Raw genomic sequence first — 18911 nt, 5'->3', positions numbered from 1 at the left:
AAACAAAAAACTGAGAGAGAAAAATTGGCTAACACTGCTGAAGTTCAGTGCCCGCGCTCGATCACCAATGAAGATCGCGCCCGTGCCCAGATGTATCAGTTGCTGGGCGTCCTGCTTGGCGGCCCACCTTCGAATGACCTGCTTCGCGGATTGTCATCCCTGCAGGGAGATGACACGCCTTTAGGATCCGCCTCCAGAAATCTGGCAGCGCTTGCAGAACGCACCGCGCCCCATGACGCAGAGCGGGAGTTCAACAATCTGTTTATTGGCGTTGGCCGTGGTGAACTCCTGCCCTACGCCAGTTATTACCTGACCGGTTTTCTGAACGAGAAGCCCCTGGCGAACCTGCGCAGCGACCTGATGGCCAGAGGCATCAAAGCCCGTTCCGATGTTAAGGAACCTGAAGATCATATCGGCACGCTGTGCGAAATCATGGCGGGCATCATTACCGGCGAATTCGTATGTGACAGTGATCTGCCCTCGCAAAAAGCTTTTTTTGACGCTCACCTTGCAAAGTGGGCGGCGTTGTTTTTTACCGATCTGGAGAAGGCGCAAGCTTCCGTTTTCTATGCCCCTGTGGGATCGCTGGGCCGGGCTTTCATGGCCGTGGAAGCGGATGCGTTTTCAATCCAATAAGCGGGATCTGTCCGATCCCTTAACTCAGGTGGAGGTTTCCTATGGAACACCAAAAGCGTGAAAACAGCCGTCGCAACTTCCTGCGAATGGCAGCAACCGCAGTACCCGCTGCCGTGGCCGTTGCAGCTGCACCGAACGCCGCAGCCAATGTCGTCAAAGACGCTCCCAAAAGCCGTGGTCTGCGTGACACTGAGCACACACGTAAATATTTTGAGTCGGCTCGCTTTTAAGGACGTGTGAATCATTCAAGGTTGCGAAAGGCTCTTGGATGATTGCACCTCCCGCAAAACGAGAATAATAAGAGAGAGGTATTTGACATGTTAAGGAAGAAAACCAACGGGGTAGCGAAAGGCTCCCGTGCTGGATCTTTACTTTCATCCCTCGCTGCGAAAACCATGGATCGTCGTGGTTTTTTGGCCGCCTCCGGTGTCACGGTGGGTGGTCTGGCGGCTCTGTCACTGACGTCTGGTCGCGTCGAGGCCGCAACCCCGTCAACCGGGGGTGGCGACGTCGTTCGCAAAAAGTCAGTGTGTACCCACTGCTCGGTAGGGTGCACCGTCGAGGCTGAAGTCCAGAATGGCACCTGGATCGGGCAGGAACCGGGTTGGGATAGCCCATTCAACCTTGGAGCACACTGCGCCAAAGGCGCTTCGGTACGCGAACATGCTCATGGCGAGCGCCGTCTCAAGTACCCCATGAAAATGGTCAACGGTCAGTGGCAGAAGATCCCCTGGGACCAGGCGATCAACGAGATCGGCGACAAGATGCTACAGATCCGCGACGAAAGCGGTCCGGACTCGGTCTACTGGCTGGGAAGCGCCAAGTTCAACAACGAGCAGTCCTACCTTTTCCGTAAATTTGCGGCCTACTGGGGCACTAATAACGTCGATCACCAGGCCCGTATCTGTCACTCAACGACGGTAGCCGGCGTAGCCAATACCTGGGGCTACGGTGCGATGACAAACTCCTACAACGACATCCACAACTCCAAGGCTATCTTCCTGATCGGGGGTAACCCTGCGGAAGCCCACCCGGTATCCCTGCTGCACATCCTGAAAGCCAAGGAAGAAAACAACGCGCCACTCATTGTTTGCGACCCGCGTTTCACGCGCACGGCGGCTCATGCTGATGAGTTTGTACGCTTCCGGCCCGGTTCAGACGTTGCGCTGATCTGGGGCATCCTGTGGCACATCTTTGAGAACGGCTGGGAAGACAAAGAGTTCATCCGCACCCGGGTGTATGGCCTGGAAGACATCCGTGAAGAGGTGAAGCGTTGGAACCCCGAAGAAGTCGAGCGTGTCACCGGTACTCCCGGCGCGCAACTTGAGCGGGTTGCCCGTACCCTGGCCAATAACCGCCCGGGCACGGTCATCTGGTGTATGGGTGGCACCCAGCACACCAACGGCAACAACAACACTCGTGCCTACTGTGTGCTGCAGTTAGCGCTGGGCAACATGGGTGTTTCCGGTGGCGGCACCAACATCTTCCGCGGTCACGATAACGTTCAGGGCGCTACCGATCTGGGCGTGCTGGCCGACACCCTGCCCGGCTACTATGGTCTGGCTGCAGGCTCCTGGGCTCACTGGGCACGGGTCTGGGAAGAGGACCTGGATTGGTTGAAAGGTCGGTTCGCCACGTGGGACAAAGACGGCAAGAGCCGAGCCATGATGAATGAGAAAGGCATTCCGGTGTCTCGCTGGATCGACGGCGTTCTTGAAGCCAAGGAAAATCTGGAGCAGCCCGACAACACCCGAGCAATGGTGCTGTGGGGCCATGCGCCCAACTCGCAGACCCGTATGCTGGAAATGAAGGAAGCCATGGAGAAGCTGGACCTGCTGGTCGTAGTGGATCCCTTCCCCACCGTTTCAGCAGTGCTGCACGATCGCAAAGAGGGTGCTTACCTGCTACCGGCGACCACACAGTTCGAAACTTCAGGTTCTGTCACCGCTTCCAACCGCTCGTTGCAGTGGCGTGAGAAGGTCGTCGAGCCGTTGTTCGACTCGAAGGTCGATCACGAAATCATGAAACTGTTTGCCGACAAGTTTGGCTTCACTGACCGCATGTTCCGCAACATTGCCATTGAAGGCAACGAGCCGGTGATTGAGGACATCACCCGTGAGTTCAACCGCGGCATGTGGACCATCGGCTACACCGGCCAGTCACCCGAGCGCCTGAAAAAGCACATGGCGAACCAGCACCACTTCGACAAGACCACACTGCGTGCAGTGGGCGGTCCCTGCGATGGTGATATCTATGGTATGCCATGGCCATGCTGGGGCACGCCCGAGATGAACCACCCAGGAACACCGAACCTTTACGATATGTCGCTCCCGGTGTCCAAGGGTGGTCTCACCTTCCGCGCTCGTTTCGGTGTTGAGCGTGACGGCGTGAACCTGCTCGCTGACGGCGTCTACTCTAAGGACTCCGAGATCAAGGACGGCTACCCGGAGTTCACCATGCAGATGCTGATGGATCTGGGCTGGGACGGCGATCTTACGGAAGATGAGCGAGCCTCCATTGATGCTGTTGCAGGCCCCGAGACCAACTGGAAGACCGACCTGTCAGGCGGTATCCAGCGTGTAGCTATCAAGCACGAGTGCGCGCCCTTTGGTAACGCCAAAGCCCGCGCCATTGTCTGGAACTTCCCGGATCCGGTGCCACTACACCGCGAGCCGCTTTACACGAATCGTCGCGACCTGGTCGAAGACTACCCGACCTATGCTGACAAAACATTCTGGCGTGTCCCGACCCTTTATGAATCAATCCAACAGAAGGACTTCAGCAACGACTTCCCCATCATTCTGACCTCCGGCCGACTGGTGGAATACGAAGGTGGTGGTGACGAGACACGTTCAAACCCCTGGCTGGCGGAACTACAGCAGGACATGTTCATCGAGGTGAATCCGCGCGACGCGAACAATATGAACATTCGCGACGGCAACGACGTCTGGGTTTCTGGCCCGGAAGGCGCGCGCATCAAGGTGAAGGCGATGGTCACCGAGCGGGTCGGCGAGGGCGTTGCTTTCATGCCGTTCCACTTCGGCGGACATCTGGAAGGCAAGGATCTGCGGCACAAGTACCCCAAGGGCGCTGATCCTTATGTCCTGGGCGAATCCACTAACACCGTTCAGACATACGGGTACGACTCGGTCACGCAGATGCAAGAGACCAAGTGCACCCTGTGTTCGATTTCGCCAGCATAATAAGAGGTACATAACATGGCACTGGAAGGAAAAGCACGCGCAAAGTTCCTTTGCGATGCCGAGCGCTGCATCGAATGCAATGCCTGCGTAACGGCCTGCAAGAATGAGCACGAAGTCCCCTGGGGCATCAACCGTCGACGCGTCGTCACCATCGAAGATGGAAAACCCGGCGAACGTTCAATCTCGGTAGCTTGCATGCACTGTTCAGACGCGCCCTGTATGGCCGTCTGCCCAGTGGATTGCTTCTACCAGACGGAAGACGGTGTGGTGCTGCACTCCAAGGATCTGTGCATCGGTTGTGGCTATTGTTTTTATGCTTGCCCCTTCGGCGCGCCCCAGTTCCCGCAAGCGGGCAACTTTGGCAGCCGTGGCAAGATGGACAAATGCACGTTTTGTGCAGGTGGTCCTGAAGAAGACAACTCAACGACCGAGTTTTCCAAGTACGGGCGCAACCGTATTGCGGAGGGCAAATTGCCAATCTGTGCGGAAATGTGCTCGACCAAAGCCCTTTTGGCCGGTGATGGCAACGAGGTGGCGGACATCTATCGCCAGCGCGTAGTGAACCGTGGATTCGGTTCCGGTGCATGGGGATGGGGCACAGCCTACGAGAAGAAGGGAGCATAAATCAGGCTGTTGTATTCCGGGGCCTCAGGGCCCCGGAACTGATTCTGGCAACGAATTCTTTTTGTTGGTTCCGTTGGAGTGCTTTCATGAAATTCGAAACATTGGGTGCCGCCGTTTTTGTACTGGCGACGCTGATAGTCAATCCTGGCTTTGCGCAAGAAGCCTCAGAGGTTGACCGGACTGCCACCGGGGGCGCTCAAACCCTGGAAGACATCATGGCCCGTCAGAAACAGCTGGAAGTGGATGACAGCTTCCGCTCTGAAAACCTGGGGGATCCTTCCGATGCTGCTGCAATCACCGAACAACTGGGAACCCGGGGCGGAGTCTCTGACGCCGATACCTGGCGCGGCGTTCGTTATAACGAAGCTGACATCAAAACCCAGGCCCGAGGCCCCGCGGCCGATGTGCTGATCCAGGATGGCGGCATGCCCTGGTACAAACTACGGGAAGGCCCCATCATCACTTATGGCGGCGGAGCGATCCTCGGATTCATAGCCTTGCTCGTGGTGTTCTACTTTGTTCGCGGCAAAATCATGATCGACGGTGGTCCTTCCGGCACCAAGATTGAACGATTCAAGGCCATCGAACGGTTTGGCCACTGGTTATTGGCCGGCTCATTCGTCGCGTTAGCACTGACGGGGCTGGTCACCCTCATGGGGCGAAGCTTCCTGATCCCTGTGATCGGGCATGAGGCCTTTTCTACCCTGGCTGTTGGTGCCAAATGGATTCACAACAACATTGCGTGGGCTTTTATGCTGGGCCTGGTGATGACGTTCTGCATGTGGGTGGCGCACAACATCCCCAACAAGCTGGATTGGCAGTGGCTCAAGGCGGGAGGTGGCATCTTTACCAAGTCCCATCCCTCATCAAAGAAATTTAACGCTGGCCAGAAGATCATCTTCTGGACTGTGATGGTGCTGGGCTTTTCAGTATCCCTGTCAGGCCTGTCGCTGCTGTTTCCGTTTGAGATGCCCATGTTTGCTTCGACCTTTGAGGTCATGAACAGCATCCTGGGAACCGATTTCCCGACAGCCTTGGCGCCGCACGAAGAGATGCAGTACGCCAACCTCTGGCATTCGATTATAGCGTTCCTGATGATGCTGGCCATCATCGCTCACATCTACATCGGTTCGGTCGGGATGGAAGGTGCCTTTGATGCCATGGGTAACGGACAGGTAGATCTGGAGTGGGCCCGCCAACACCACGACCTGTGGGTAGAAGAGGTTCAGGCCAGACAGGGCAAAGGAGGATCATCGTGAAAGTCATGATTTCCGGATTTCTCGCCGCCTTGGTGATCGCCGCTCTCGCACCGGTCGTTCTGAATGAGTTCGGCTGGTCCTCAGCCGAGCAGACCAGCACTGAGAGTGTGCGCCTTGACTGATCAGGCAGAAGTATACCAGATCGATGCCATCGGTCTGGTGTGCCCACTCCCGATATTGCGTTTCAAGAAACGCATTCAGAATTTACCCAGCGGAACGCAGGTTGAGTTCCTCGCCGATGACCCCAGCGGCCGTCGAGATCTGCAGGTATTCTGTGAGCTGACCGGTCACAAGATCGAATGGGTACGTGAAGAGGAGGCTGGCGTTCTTCGTTACCGGGTCCGTTTGGCATAATTGAGGTTCGATAGTAGGCGTCGGGTAAGCTCATCTTGAGCCACGGTGGAATCGAAAGAGGCTATGCCGCTGTTCGAGTCCACCGGCGGTCAGCCGCCCCATCGACGTTGCATTTGCCAGTACCCTCGCCACCCTACCAAACCGGCGGCAAGCAGGTACGGTATAGCCCCCAATACCCACATAATTAATCCTGCCAGTTGCTGATCCTGCAAGCTGCGACCGGCTCCATAGAGAGGGCTTTGAGCGAACGTGAGCATCGCCCCCAGGAAGCCGGTATGCATCAGGGTAAAAAGCAGTGCAAATAAGGCCCAGCCCACCGTGCGCTGGGTGCTTTTCAATACCGCCCACCAGAACAGGCCTGCGGTGATCAGGAAACACCCATGCTCCACCAGGTGCCACCAGGGATTCTCCAGTGCCAATATGTAAAACCGGGGAATATGCCAGAGCCAGACCATCACACCGTGAAGGTAAGCCATGTAAACCGGATGCTGAACCAGCTTGAGCATAGGTTGCCACACCGGAGCGAGCACCCTTCCGCTACCCGACGCGAGTTGAGGTAAAGGCCGAGATAACACCCACAAAGGCGCAATCACCACCATGAACATCATGTGCTGGACCATATGCGCTGCAGCGCTGCTTTCCGCCCAATGGTCGAGGGGTCCCCAAAGGGCGACAAAGCCGATAACCATGGTGCTATGAAAGCCCAGGGCTTGCAGCCCATGGGGCGTTACCCGCCGTGCGCCGAGCAGATAGGTTAACCAGACCATCCCGAACATAACCATGCCGAGCAGCGCGGTGAACTGCTCCGCGCCTCCACTGCTAATTGGACTATGACCGAAAACCGGCGTCGCCAGGCCAAGCAGAACAATAATAAGCAACAGCTTACTGCGACTACTCAAACACATGGCGGCAGCAGGATTCCGGGCAGCCCCAGTGCAAGCGAGGCAAGCGCCGATACCAGATAAACCGCAGCAGACGTTTTGCTGGTAAAGGTCTTGATGGGCTCAACTTCGACAGCATGGGACGGTGGCGAAGCCTTCCAGCAACCATAGGCACACACCAGTAAATAGCCCGACACAAATAACGCCAGAGCCAGGGAAACAGCGTTTATCCAGGTCCAGGCACCCGCTTCAGCCCCCGGCGGCGCGAACGCGCAGCCCACCGACAGCCCGCCATAAAGCAGCACAAACCACAGTGCCCAGATAATCAGCCCCAACACCAGGTTCAACGGATGAAACGGAGAGGGTTTCATCATGCACCCCATGCCATCGGCAACAGCAGGAAGGCAGCAAAACTGAGCCAGAAAACGCCGAAGGTATACACCCAGAACGGCTGAATCACGACCGGCTCATAAGGCAGCTCAGGGCCGACATAACCCAGTTTCACCCGCAGAGCCTGTAATATCGTGAAAATCACCGCAAGCCCGCTATGAAGCAGCAAATAGTAGAGCGCCACCATCAATACAGCATCGTGAGCCAACTCAGTGGGCTGCAACTCAGAGGTCTGCAGTATCCAGATCAATACGCACCAGTGGACCAACCCGAGGGCTGCCGCCGCCCAAAGCTTCAGAGTCAGGCCGTCAGCCTGACCTTTGCGCAGCCCGGCGACGGCATTGCGGTAGATCATCACTGCCAGAGACAGCAGCACCCCGCTCATCGCCATGGGAATCAATGCCACCCGACCCTGTTCGGGACTCGACCACTGAGGCGCAGCAGTCCAGAGATAAAACCAGCCAAACAACAGGGAAACGTAGAGTGTGCCGTTGGCCATCAGGCTCACCACCATGCCCCATAGCCCGGGGCCGTCACAGGTACGGGAATGCAACGGTGGGTCCACCGGATCGTCCTCGCGCACCGGCGCAGCCCTGGGATGTGCACAGTTATCCCAGCCCCAACGCAACACCAGCACAAGCGCCAGTAACGCTGCTGCCAAAGCAACGGGATACGCCTTGATTAGAAGGCTGATACACACCACCGCCAGCACCACAGCCGTCAACAGAGGCAGCCAGGAGTTGGTGGGTAGGTGCACCACTTCCCGAACCTTTCCGGTGACGGCATCCGAGCCGTATATATCCCGCCGCACGTTCTGCACTTCCGCCAGCCCGTGCTCACCGGCTGCAATGCTTTCTATAAGCTCAGGGTTCTCCCACATCGGGTGACGGGTCGTGATATTCGGCAGGCTGGAAAAGTTATAGGCATTCACCGGCATCGGGATGGCCCATTCCAGGGTATCCGCACACCAGGGGTTCTGTTCCGCACGACGACCAAAGCGGAAATGCAGCACGATATCAACAATAATGACTGCCACACCGATGGCCATAATGAAGCCACCAATGGAGGACACCAGGTTCAGCCAGTCCCACCCCAGCCCAGCTTCGTAAGTGTAGATCCGCCGGGGCATACCCAACAGCCCGGTGAGATGCATTAGCAGGAACGTGACATTGAAGCCCCCGAAAAACAGCCAGAACCCCCAGCGGCCCATTTTATCGGAGGGCATGCGGCCAGAAACATGAGGCAACCAGTAATAAAAACCGGCGATCAGCGGAAACAGCATGCCCCCTACCAGTACGTAATGCATGTGGGCCACCACAAAATGGGTATCGTGCACCTGCCAGTTGAATGGCACCAGTGCCAGCATCACCCCGGTCAGTCCGCCACACACGAACACCACCAGAAACCCGATAATCCAGAGCATCGGCAGGTGATATACCACCTTGCCCTGCCACAGTGTCGCCAGCCAGGCGAAAATCTGGATAGCCGTGGGAATCGCGACCAACATACTGGCGACCGAGAAGAACGCCTGGGCCATTTGCGGGATACCCACGGTAAACATGTGATGGACCCACAGGCCAAAGCTGATGAAGCCCATGGTTATTATGCCCAGCACAATCCAGCGGTACCCCACCAGCGGATGGCGGGCGAACACCGGAATCAGCGTGGAAACGATCCCCGCCGCCGGCAGGAAGATAATGTATACCTCCGGGTGCCCGAACAACCAGAACAGATGTTGCCACAGCAGTGGATCACCACCGCCGACGGTTTCAAAAAAGACAAAGCCTGCCGCGCGTTCCAGCTCCAGCAACACACTGCCCAGAATCAGCGGCGGAAAACCAAACACGATCATCAGAGCCATCGCCAGAATGTACCAGCAGAAAATCGGCATCTTGTTGAGGGACATGCCGTTAGCCCGGGTACGCAGGATAGACACCACAAGTTCCACGCCGGCAGAAATCGCGGAAATTTCCACAAAGGTGATGCCCAGCAACCAGAAATCCGAACCCGGCCCCGGCGAATAGGTGTGGCTACTCAAAGGCGTATACATAAACCAGCCGGCGTCAGGTGCGATCTCAAACACCAGACTGGACAGGATAATCACCCCGCCAAACAGGTAACAGTAGTAACCTAGGGCGCTCAACCGGGGGAAGACCAGATCCCGCGTGCCAAGCATCTTAGGCACGAGGTACATGGCCGCTCCTTCCAGCACTGGAATGGCAAACAGGAACATCATTACCGTGCCGTGCATGGTGAAAATCTGGTTGTAAACGCTGGCTCCGATGATCTCCTGTTCAGGCAGCGCGAGTTGGGTGCGAATCAACATTGCCAACACGCCACCGATCAGAAAAAACACCATGCCGGTGGCCATGAACCGGAGCCCTACCGAGGTGTGGTTGACCGCCGCCAGAGCCCCCCAACCGGGCAAGTTGGCCCAGACATGCTCCAGCCGTTCCTCTCGTTCGCAGTTGGCCTGATCTGGCAGGTTACTCATCGCTAGCCTCCTGCCTAAGCCAGGTTTGGTAATCCTCAGGGCTGTGAGCGGTAACCGTAAACTTCATGTGGGCATGCTGTGTTCCGCAAAACTCCGCACACTGGCCCCGGTAGGTGCCGGGCTCGTCGGCGTGCAGTCTCAGTACATTGGTGCGACCGGGCAGCATATCCAACTTGCCACCCAGTCTTGGCACCCAGAACGAATGGATGACGTCAGCGCTGGTGAGGTGCAGGTCAAGGGGCACACCGGCGGGGATGTGTAACTCATCTTTCAGGGTGATGTCCGACTCGGGATAGTACACTTCCCACCACCACTGGTGCGCTGTCACGTTTATTCTCAGGACTTCGCCTTCATCAAGCGGCAAGGGCAGCATCCGGTGACCGGCGGGAATGCCAAATGCCAGAATCACCGCCATACTGGTTATCGGCAGTACCAGGCCGCCCCAGATAATCCAGCGCTTCTGCACCTGCCTGGCACGGGCTTCCGAGGTGGCCCCGGGCGAACGTCTGATGGCATAAAGCCAAAGCATGATAACCGCCACCAGCACAAGCGAGAACCAGCCCAACATGCCCCACCACAACCAGGCAGCGGAATGGGCGCTAGGGCCTACTGGCGAGAGTATTGAGAACGCCCCTTCACACCCGGTCAGTAATCCGCAGGTGCCAAGGCCAGTGAAGGCTGCTACTCTTTTTATTTCCGCTCGTCGGGCGCCGCTGTTTTGTGCCGGAATAGTTAAGGGATGATTATGGCCAAGGGACAGATTGTCAGTCGCATGTCGATTTTGGGTCACCCGATTCATCCCATGCTGATCCACTTCCCGGTGGCTGCCCTGCTGTTGCTCATCGCCACAGACATCGGCTACGTACTGACCGGGGATTTCTTCTGGGCGCGCGCTGGTGTCTGGCTTGCAGGTGTCGGCGTGGTTGGGGGCTGGGTTTCCGGTTCGGTAGGACTGTTGGATCTTATCATCGTGGAACAGATCCGTCGGCTGATTACCGCGTGGTGTCACGCAGTGCTGGCCGTGATGCTGCTTTCCGTCGCGACGCTTAACTGGTTCCTCAGGGTGGGTGAACCAGAGCTGCTGATTCTGCCCTGGGGACTTTACCTCTCGTTGCTGGCCGGTCTGTTGATCACGGTTACCAGTTTGTTGGGCGGCGAGTTGGTATACGATTACGCTGTTGGCGTTTCCCCTGACAAGATGACTGAGCGTCGCGAACATCCGTGAGCAGGTGGCAAGCCTGGTTTGCTCGTCAGTTCTCATGAAGTGCCCTCAAACCCGGGTTTTGCGAGCACTACCCAGAGCACAACAGCTATTAAAAGGCACGTAACCACGGCGGACGCCAGACACCACCCGCGTACCGGTTTACCATTGCCAGCCTCAGCCCGCAGAATCAGCAATCCCAGCAAGGTATGATTGAATACCAGCAACGTCACCAGTGTCAGTTTGATGATCAACCAGATACCAATATTATGATGGACAACGAATACCAGCGTACCGGCGATAATGGAAAGCAGGGCGACTGGGGTTGCAACATGAGTGAAGAGTAGGCGGGGAAGCCCTTCACGGGCCGAAAGAGTGTCCTCGGTATCGGCAGCCGAGGCAGACGCCGTATAAACGGTTCCTGCAAGTAACGCCGGCAGGTACACAAGCAGGGCAGCCCAGAACAACAACGCAACGATGTGAAGAACAAGAAGCCAGTTCATATCGCTGACAACCTCCTTGTCGCGATGTGTGTTATTACTGCAGTTCCATAACACTACCATTGACTCTGGCCAGCGCACACCGTTTTAAATCACAACCGAACTTGCTTAACCATCCCTCATTCTTTTGCGCCGTCACCGAAACCGACCCGACTCAACCCCGTGACGCTTTAACCGGGAAGCCAGGGTCGTGGGTTTGATTCCAAGAAGCGCTGCCGCACCATCATCACCGAAAATTTTACCTTTACACTGGCGCAGGGCCGCTACCATATTCTCACGGTCCTGCTGACGCTTTTCAGCCTCCGTGAGGGGTTTCACGGTAAAGTCGCTTTGCCTTGCCACAATTCCTGCACCTGGCCCAGTGTTATCGCGAGGTAAATCAAACCTCAGTTTTCCCCCTTCGCCCACAATCACCTGCCTTTCGATGACATTTTCCAGCTCCCGGACATTGCCCGGCCAACTGTACTGTTGCAGGCTCTCTACGTTAGCGAAGCTCAGCTCCAGGCCCTGGCGATGGAACTTCCGACAGGCGTGCTTGAGAAATAGCTGGGCCAGGGGCGGAATATCTTCGGGGCGCTCCCGCAAGGGAACCGATTCGATAGGAAACACATTCAGACGGAAATAGAGATCTTCCCGGAAACGGCCCGCATTGATTTCCGCACGCAAGTCCCGGTTGGTGGCTGCAATTACTCTTACATCAACATGGCGGGTTTCGGTATCGCCAATGCGCTCGAAGTTCTGCTCCTGCAGAACTCGCAACAATTTGCCCTGAAGCGGCAGCGGAATCTCTCCGACCTCATCCAGAAAAAGGGTGCCACCATGAGCCAGCTCAAACCGACCGACCCGATCATTCACAGCCCCCGTAAAAGCGCCCCGGATATGGCCGAAGAATTCACTCTCAAACAGCTCCGCCGGGATCGCCGCACAATTGACACGGATCAGGGGCCGTTGGGAACGTTTACTGGTGTTATGAATGGCGCGGGCAATCAACTCCTTGCCGGTACCCGACTCACCGGTTATCAGAACATTGGCATCGGTAGGGCCAACCAGTTCAATCCGGCGCAATTGCGATTTCACCGCCTCGCTTTTGCCAACAATCTCATGGGCATTCTGCTCGGCAATCAGCTCCTCCTGCAGATAGGCGTTCTCCATTTCCAGCCGGTGCTTGAGGGATTTCACTTCCGTAAGTGCGGCCTTCAGATCATCTTCTGCCTTCCGACGCTGACTGGTATCCCGAAACACCACGACCGCTCCCACAAGCTGTCCGTTATCGACAATGGGGGTACTGGTATATTCAACCGCAAAACCAAAGCCGTCGCGGTGCCAGAAGCAGCCATCGCTGACACGGTGAACGGCGCCATCCTTGAACGCTTTGTAAATTGGGCAGTCCTCAAGCTTGTGAGCCTCACCATTGCTGTGGGAATGATGAATTGTCGAATGCATCATCCGGCCCAGCATCTCATCTTTTGACCACCCCAACATGCGCTCGGCGGCGGAATTGATAAACGTCACCCGCCCCTCAGCATCAAGCCCGTAAATCCCCTCTCCCACGGCTTCCAGAATCATGTGGTTTTCGCGTTCAATGTCGCGGAACAGGGTCTCAATACGCTGCCAGTGCAACAATCCGCCATGATGGTAGGTGTTGATCTCGTGACGTTCACGGCGCTCCCGCAAAGTCTCCAGATCCCGCAAAAGCACGAGAATCCTGGGCTCCCCTTGAGCATCGTCAACCCGAGCCAGTGATAACTCAAGGTGGATCACTGTGTCGTCGGTCCTTGCCACCGTCAGACTCCGGCTCCAGGCCTGCCCACAGGCCAGAGCCTCATCGGTGAGGACAATCAGTTGCGGCACCTGACCACCAAACAGTTCCGTTACGCGAGTGGTTTCAAGCCGATGATGGGTCGGCCATCCCAGCAGGTTCAGCAGCCGTTCATTGATCTCCAGAATTCGGTCCTGAACTGGGTCCATCACCAGCGCAGGTTCAGGCAGGGCATCCAGCCATTTGCCCGCGTATGGAAATTCAAGTTTCGCGTTCATCGTCTCACCAACCAGGTTCTATACATGCCATGGATGGGGACTCAAGGAGTATGCCAACTACGTAATGTCGTAGCCCGGAACTACAGGATTTCGTAAATCACGATTTTTCGTAGTCGGCCGACGCATTTAAAAATTTCTAACTATCTGTTTTATCGCGCTGAACGGAAATAAGAGTCATCTGGCACGGTAACTGCACTTCTGATGTGTGACAGATACGAACTCAATGCGTCTGCCAGCAGGCAAGGCCTAGCGCTGTTTCTTGCACCATAACGGCGCACCGAAACCACAATGACGCACAACACACTGAGGAGCGTTTTATGAATCATGAACTGATGACCGCTGCCATTCTGAAAGCGAAAAATGAAAAAGGACTGACCTGGGAGCAGATTGCCGAGGCAATCGGTATGTCCCCGGTGTGGACCACATCCTGCTGCTTTGGCATGAACACCATGCTTGAGGACCAGACCAAGGCTCTGTGCTCCACGCTCGGCCTCGAAAAAGACGTCGCGGAGGCGCTACAGACCTGCCCCTCCAAACACTGGGGCGACAGTGTTCCCCAGGACCCCCTTATCTATCGCCTCTACGAAGCAACCATGATCTACGGCCCCAGCGTGAAGGAACTGATCCACGAAAAATTCGGCGACGGCATCATGAGTGCCATCGATTACAAAATGTATGTGGAGAAAGTGGAAGACCCCAAGGGCGACCGCGTTGTGGTTACCATGGATGGCAAATTTCTTCCTTTCAAACGCTGGTAAGGGCTATGCGGGCCGCCGTTTCCCCGGGGCGGCTTCAACGACTGATCAATAGTTTTCATCGTCTTTTTCCTTCTAGAGGATTATCAATATGTCTTATCTTCAACCCAACGAGTTTGTCACCAAACTTGTGGATGCCGGCGAAGCCAAGATTTATATGGGTACGCGAGATACCCTGATTCGCGCCTTCATGGCAGGTGCAACGCTTGCGCTGGCAGTGATCTTCGCCGTCACCATCGCGGTTCAGACCGGTTCCTTCCTGTTAGGATCACTGCTGTTCCCGGTCGGCTTTTGCATGCTTTATCTGATGGGTTACGACCTGCTCACCGGGGTCTTCACGCTCGTGCCTTTGGCCTTGCTGGATAAGCGCCCGGGCGTCACCGTGCCCCGAATGCTGAAGTGCTGGGGCCTGGTCGGGCTCGGCAATCTTGGCGGCGCGCTTTTCATTGCCGTTTTTGGCTATCTGAATTTCTCCATGGGTGGCTCCGAGGCGATCAACGCGGTGGGGCAGAAGATGATGGAAGTCGGCGAAAGCCGGACCGTAGGTTATCAGGATGCCGGTGCCGCAGGCTGGCTGGTGCTTTTCCTGCGCGGCATGTTCTGCAACTGGATGGTTTCCATGGGTGTGGTCGGTGCCACCATATCCACCCACGTTTCCGGCAAAATCATGGCTATGTGGATGCCGATCATTGTGTTCTTCTATCTCGGTTTCGAGCATTCCGTTGTGAACATGTTCCTGTTCCCGATCGGGCTGATGATGGGTGGCGAATTCACCCTGTACCAGTACATCGTGTGGAATGAGATCCCGACGGTTCTGGGCAACCTGGTGGGCGGTCTGACTCTGGTCGGCCTGGTTCTGTACACCACCCACGTTCGCACTCAGGCGAAGAAAACCTTTTCCTGAAAAAGAGGCTGAGCAGGTTCGAACAGACAGATGCCGGGCAAAAAGCCCGGCATCATTTTTTTGGTCACCGGTATTGCAGGACCAGTTGCCCAACCAGAACAACCGCCAGAAGGAAGGAAACGCCTTTCCAGAAAACGACCGGATTGCGTTCGAGCAGGGGCGGCCTTACTGCATTCACAAACTCGCGCCTGGGGTGGTAAAGATCATGGATAAACTCTGAGACCTCGGCGTAACGCCTGTCAGCATATGGGTGCAAAGCCTTGCGCAACACCCCGTCGATCCAGACCGGACAGCTTCGGTTGTAGTGGTAAACCGGGCCGTATTTAAGGCGATTCAGATCAGCCCGGGTTTGAACCTGGGAAGCCTCGGGGCCGTATGGCAGGCGCCCTGTGAGCATCTGGTAGGTGATAACTCCCAGAGAAAAAACGTCCGAGCGAACCGAGCCACCCTCGCCCATAAAATATTCTGGCGCCGAGTATTGTTGGGTACCAAGAATTGGCTCATCGCCGGCCCCGATGCTCTCGCTAATGCCCGCAACCCTTACCGCGCCAAAATCGATCAGCTTGGCAGTGCCGACGCTGTCGATCATCACATTCTGAGGTCGCAGGTCCTGATGAATCATGTCCTGTCGGTGTAACGCACGCAGGCCTTTGCCCATCTGCTCCACAAGCTGTCTCACCCTGGCAAAGCTGGCGCGAGGGTTGTCGCGCATCCACTGAGTCAGGCTCCGGCCTTCGATATACTCGGTCACCACATAGAGATAATTCTGGGGGTGTGAGCGCTCGCGGGCCTGAAGCACATAGGGGCTGTCAACACGGCGCGCAACCCACTCCTCAGCCAGGAACTGTTCCAGGGCAACCGGATCTTCACGGACATCAATGGCCGGCACTTTGAGAACCACGGGCGCACCTGTTGTGGTATCCAGGGCCAGATAAATGTAACTGCGACTGCTCATGTGCAGTTCGCGGACAATTTCAAAACCGTCGATCAGGCTGCGCGCTCCCAGAGTTGGCGGGAACGGCAGTTCCGCCACATGCTGGTGCAGCTCATGAAGTTTGGGCTGGGGCACCTGATCAACACGCAGTATCTGAATGGTCAGGTTATCATCACTGCCCTGATCGTAGGCCGCTTTTACGATGCTGCGTGCAGCCGCATCCAGATCATCCGTGTGATCGGCAATAGCAGCCGTTATCTCTGTGGGGCTCAGCGTTTCGTAGATGCCGTCCGTCACCAACACATAGGTATCGCCTGCAGCCACAGGCAACGTGTGATAGTCAATCTCAACCCGGTCATCCACACCGAGAGCCCGCCCGAGATAGCTTTTGTCAGGCGAGGTCCAGTGGCGGTGATCACGGGTCAGCTGTTCCAGGGAGCGCCCCTGTACCCGATAGGCCCGGGAGTCACCCACATGAAAGAAATGAGCCCGTGTGGATTTGATCACCAGCGCGGTGAAGGTGCAGACATACCCGCGATCTTTATCGTAACGCGCCCAGCTATTATTGGTATGAGAATGCAGCCAGGCGTTCGTTGCGTTGATGACCTGGTTGCCCGACTTCTTCACCGACCACGCAGCGGAGGTACAGAAATAGTCTTCAAGGAAACTTTTAACGGCGGTCTCACTGGCAATGTGGGCCACATCGCTGGAGCTGATCCCGTCGGCAAGCGCCATGGCAATGCCCTTGGATTCAAGTTCCGCCCCCTCGGGGATATGCACGCCATGAAAATCCTGATTGCTCGGTTTGACGCCGGCATCCGAATGCTGTCCGACCGATACTCGCAAATAACCCGCCATGGAGCTTCCTCAGGGAAAGCGCTGAGCAAACAGCGCGTTTTGATAAAGTGTCGGTATCATCCATGCAATTATCATACTTGAAGCCACATCAGGAGAAGCCACCGCTCTATTCTGGTACAATCCCTCCCCCACCGACGCCAATTCGTCGAGGTCGCTTTTGCAGGCAAACGCTCCCTCATAAGTCGTTTAACGAACATGAGAGTACACATGACCGAAACAATACAATCTGAACCGAACACCCTGTTTATCGAAGTATCCGGATCTGGCTTACCCGAGGTCGACGGCCTTTATGTACCGTCAGAAGCACCACCCACGAAGTCTGAATCCGGCGTTGTGTCCAGCCCCGGTTACTGGAACGGCAAAATGGCCTGGGACCGGGCCGATGGACAATGCGCGAGAAGTCCCGCCATTTCCTACTCGAACAGCTATAAATCCTGGCGCATCTGCCGCCTTGATGGTCACCTCGCTTACGAATTGACTTGTGACGACGAGCTGCCGCCCACGGATCGCGAGTGGAACGTCTACAAAATGGGCATTGCGCCGGCTCCCAAAGTCGAGATTTTCTACGTCGATCCCAGAAAGCCCTGCCCGGAGCCGAATGTGGTTTTCGTCCTCGGTGGCCCAGGCGCTGGCAAGGGCACCATGTGCGAACTGGCGGAAATCCAGCTGGGCTGGACGCACCTGTCCACGGGTGACCTGTTGCGTGCAGAGCAGGAAGCCGGTGGCCCGACGACGGAAATCATCAAGGAGTACATTGCCGCCGGCAAGCTGGTCCCCAATGAAATCGTAGTGCGCCTGCTGAAAGATGCCATGGAGCGGACCACCCGCACTACCGGAAAGCGCAACTTCCTGATTGATGGCTTCCCCCGTTCGCTGTCCAACCTGGAGGCATGGTACGAGGTCTTCGGTCGCGAAGCGGAACTCCCCACCATGCTGTACTTCGAGTGCCCGTTTGAAGTCCTTGAGCAGCGCATTCTTGGCCGCGCACGCTATTCCGGCCGGGCGGATGACAACGTCGAGGCCATGAAGCTAAGATTCGATACCTTCAAAGCCGAGACTCTGCCCACGGTGGAACTCTTCAAGGGTAAAGGCAAATGCGTTGAGCTCGACACCAGCCAGGATCGCGAAGCGGTCTATGCGCTGCTTCGTGAGCAGCTGGCAGCGTATACCGATCAGCAACTGCTGGATCAACCTCTCACCGAGAAGGCCGAGATACTGCTTGGCCTGAGGCCTTACCCAAAAGACGCGTGATAATGGCCATCAACCGCCCGGGGCAAGTTTTCCGCCCGGGCGGTGCAATTTCTTTCCTCCACCGGTAGAATCGCGGTTCTTTTTTAACCAGCTTACCGGAATTCTGCCATGAAACTGCTCCAGGAATTAATCCACCCCGACCTGACTACCCGAGAAGGCCGCACACTCAGGCGCCATGCGGCGCGCGGTATTGTACTTCGGAAGGATAAGATTCTGTTGCTGTTTACCGAGCGCTATAACGATTTCAGCCTGCCCGGTGGCGGTATTGATGAAGGCGAGGAAATTACCATTGCGCTGAAGCGTGAGCTCGAAGAAGAAACCGGCGCTCGCGATGTGCAGGTGAAAGATCACTACGGTTTCATCGAGGAATACCGCCCGCACTGGAAACCAGAATACGACCTGATGCACATGACTTCCCACTTCTTCACGTGTGATGTAGCCCCGGAGCTCGCCGATGTGCGGATGGAAAGCTATGAGATTGCTAACGGCATGAAGCCCGTCTGGATTTCCGTTTCCGAGGCGATGAGCCATAACCGCAAGGTGATGGGCCGTCAGGAGAAAACCATGGGCCAGTCAATTCAGCGGGAAACATTCATGCTGGAGAAGATCTCGCGGGAGCTGATGTAAAAC

At 56.3% G+C, this 18911-nt stretch carries 19 protein-coding genes; 12 read left to right on the top strand and 7 right to left on the bottom strand.

From position 1 onward, the window contains the following. The first annotated feature begins 24 nt into the window (after positions 1-24). The 7 genes from M8010_RS16325 to M8010_RS16300 all read left to right on the top strand — a co-directional run bounded on the left by M8010_RS16325 (position 25) and on the right by M8010_RS16300 (position 6076). Complete coding sequence (locus tag M8010_RS16325; protein ID WP_250093746.1) at positions 25-636, top strand: TorD/DmsD family molecular chaperone; 612 nt, start codon at positions 25-27, stop codon at positions 634-636. A 41-nt stretch (positions 637-677) separates the two neighbouring features. Next, positions 678-866: a ubiquinol-cytochrome c reductase iron-sulfur subunit N-terminal domain-containing protein gene (locus tag M8010_RS16320; RefSeq protein ID WP_250093745.1), complete on the top strand. Its 189-nt coding sequence runs from the start codon at positions 678-680 to the stop codon at positions 864-866. 87 nt (positions 867-953) lie between these two features. Continuing rightward, positions 954-3839 (top strand): formate dehydrogenase subunit alpha, encoded by a 2886-nt coding sequence (locus M8010_RS16315; protein WP_250093744.1) that lies wholly within the window; start codon positions 954-956, stop codon positions 3837-3839. 15 nt (positions 3840-3854) lie between these two features. Then, a complete protein-coding gene (fdh3B, locus tag M8010_RS16310; protein ID WP_250093742.1) occupies positions 3855-4463 on the top strand; it encodes a formate dehydrogenase FDH3 subunit beta in 609 nt (202 codons plus the stop codon). A gap of 86 nt (positions 4464-4549) precedes the next feature. Beyond that, positions 4550-5722 (top strand): formate dehydrogenase subunit gamma, encoded by a 1173-nt coding sequence (locus M8010_RS16305; protein ID WP_250093740.1) that lies wholly within the window; start codon positions 4550-4552, stop codon positions 5720-5722. Then, positions 5719-5844 carry a hypothetical protein gene (locus M8010_RS19970; protein WP_284048180.1) on the top strand — a complete coding sequence of 42 codons (126 nt, stop codon included), beginning with the start codon at positions 5719-5721 and terminating at the stop codon, positions 5842-5844. The genes M8010_RS16305 and M8010_RS19970 overlap by 4 nt, the downstream gene beginning before the upstream one ends. Continuing rightward, on the top strand, positions 5837-6076 hold the full coding sequence (locus tag M8010_RS16300; protein WP_250093738.1) for a sulfurtransferase TusA family protein: 240 nt from the start codon (positions 5837-5839) through the stop codon (positions 6074-6076). Before M8010_RS19970 ends, M8010_RS16300 begins: the two co-directional genes overlap by 8 nt. Positions 6077-6165: 89 nt before the next feature. Here M8010_RS16300 and M8010_RS16295 read toward each other — a convergent pair whose 3' ends face one another. From M8010_RS16295 to coxB, 4 genes are read right to left on the bottom strand one after another with little or no spacing between them, the layout of a single operon-like run. Further along, on the bottom strand, positions 6166-6954 hold the full coding sequence (locus M8010_RS16295) for a cytochrome c oxidase assembly protein (protein WP_250093736.1): 789 nt from the start codon (positions 6952-6954) through the stop codon (positions 6166-6168). Positions 6955-6971: 17 nt separating this feature from the next. Continuing rightward, positions 6972-7331 (bottom strand): hypothetical protein, encoded by a 360-nt coding sequence (locus M8010_RS16290; protein ID WP_250093734.1) that lies wholly within the window; start codon positions 7329-7331, stop codon positions 6972-6974. Continuing rightward, entirely contained in the window at positions 7328-9841 is a 2514-nt protein-coding gene (ctaD, locus tag M8010_RS16285) for a cytochrome c oxidase subunit I (protein WP_250093733.1), read from the bottom strand. Before ctaD ends, M8010_RS16290 begins: the two co-directional genes overlap by 4 nt. After that, positions 9834-10409, bottom strand: a complete 576-nt coding sequence (coxB, locus tag M8010_RS16280; protein WP_250093729.1) for a cytochrome c oxidase subunit II — start codon at positions 10407-10409, stop codon at positions 9834-9836. Before coxB ends, ctaD begins: the two co-directional genes overlap by 8 nt. Before the next feature lie 171 nt (positions 10410-10580). Here coxB and M8010_RS16275 point away from each other — a divergent pair, with 171 nt between their 5' ends. Continuing rightward, positions 10581-11066: a DUF2231 domain-containing protein gene (locus M8010_RS16275; protein WP_250093728.1), complete on the top strand. Its 486-nt coding sequence runs from the start codon at positions 10581-10583 to the stop codon at positions 11064-11066. A 32-nt stretch (positions 11067-11098) separates the two neighbouring features. On the opposite strand, the gene M8010_RS16270 is transcribed toward M8010_RS16275, so the two are convergent. After that, the gene (locus M8010_RS16270; protein ID WP_250093726.1) at positions 11099-11545 is read right to left on the bottom strand and encodes a CopD family protein; all 447 of its coding nucleotides are present in this window, start codon (positions 11543-11545) and stop codon (positions 11099-11101) included. A 132-nt stretch (positions 11546-11677) separates the two neighbouring features. Then, positions 11678-13579, bottom strand: a complete 1902-nt coding sequence (locus M8010_RS16265; RefSeq protein WP_250093724.1) for a sigma 54-interacting transcriptional regulator — start codon at positions 13577-13579, stop codon at positions 11678-11680. 317 nt (positions 13580-13896) lie between these two features. Between M8010_RS16265 and cynS the strand changes: the two genes are divergently transcribed. Together cynS and M8010_RS16255 are read left to right on the top strand one after the other, a co-directional pair. Beyond that, positions 13897-14337, top strand: a complete 441-nt coding sequence (gene cynS, locus M8010_RS16260; protein ID WP_250093722.1) for a cyanase — start codon at positions 13897-13899, stop codon at positions 14335-14337. A gap of 88 nt (positions 14338-14425) precedes the next feature. Then, positions 14426-15238, top strand: coding sequence for a formate/nitrite transporter family protein (locus M8010_RS16255; protein WP_250093720.1), 813 nt, complete (start codon positions 14426-14428; stop codon positions 15236-15238). A gap of 64 nt (positions 15239-15302) precedes the next feature. Here the strand turns inward: M8010_RS16255 and M8010_RS16250 are convergent, their stop codons facing one another. After that, positions 15303-17030 carry a bifunctional protein-serine/threonine kinase/phosphatase gene (locus M8010_RS16250; protein ID WP_250093718.1) on the bottom strand — a complete coding sequence of 576 codons (1728 nt, stop codon included), beginning with the start codon at positions 17028-17030 and terminating at the stop codon, positions 15303-15305. A gap of 207 nt (positions 17031-17237) precedes the next feature. Between M8010_RS16250 and M8010_RS16245 the strand changes: the two genes are divergently transcribed. Together M8010_RS16245 and M8010_RS16240 are read left to right on the top strand one after the other, a co-directional pair. Continuing rightward, entirely contained in the window at positions 17238-18281 is a 1044-nt protein-coding gene (locus M8010_RS16245) for a nucleoside monophosphate kinase (protein WP_250093716.1), read from the top strand. 108 nt (positions 18282-18389) lie between these two features. Next, entirely contained in the window at positions 18390-18908 is a 519-nt protein-coding gene (locus M8010_RS16240; protein ID WP_250093715.1) for an NUDIX domain-containing protein, read from the top strand. Positions 18909-18911 lie beyond the last annotated feature (3 nt).

The organism is Marinobacter sp. ATCH36, from assembly GCF_023555055.1.
In the GTDB taxonomy this organism is placed as follows: Bacteria; Pseudomonadota; Gammaproteobacteria; order Pseudomonadales; family Oleiphilaceae; genus Marinobacter.
Note: the sequence above shows the minus strand (reverse complement) of the source record. Positions and strands in the feature narration are given on the sequence as shown.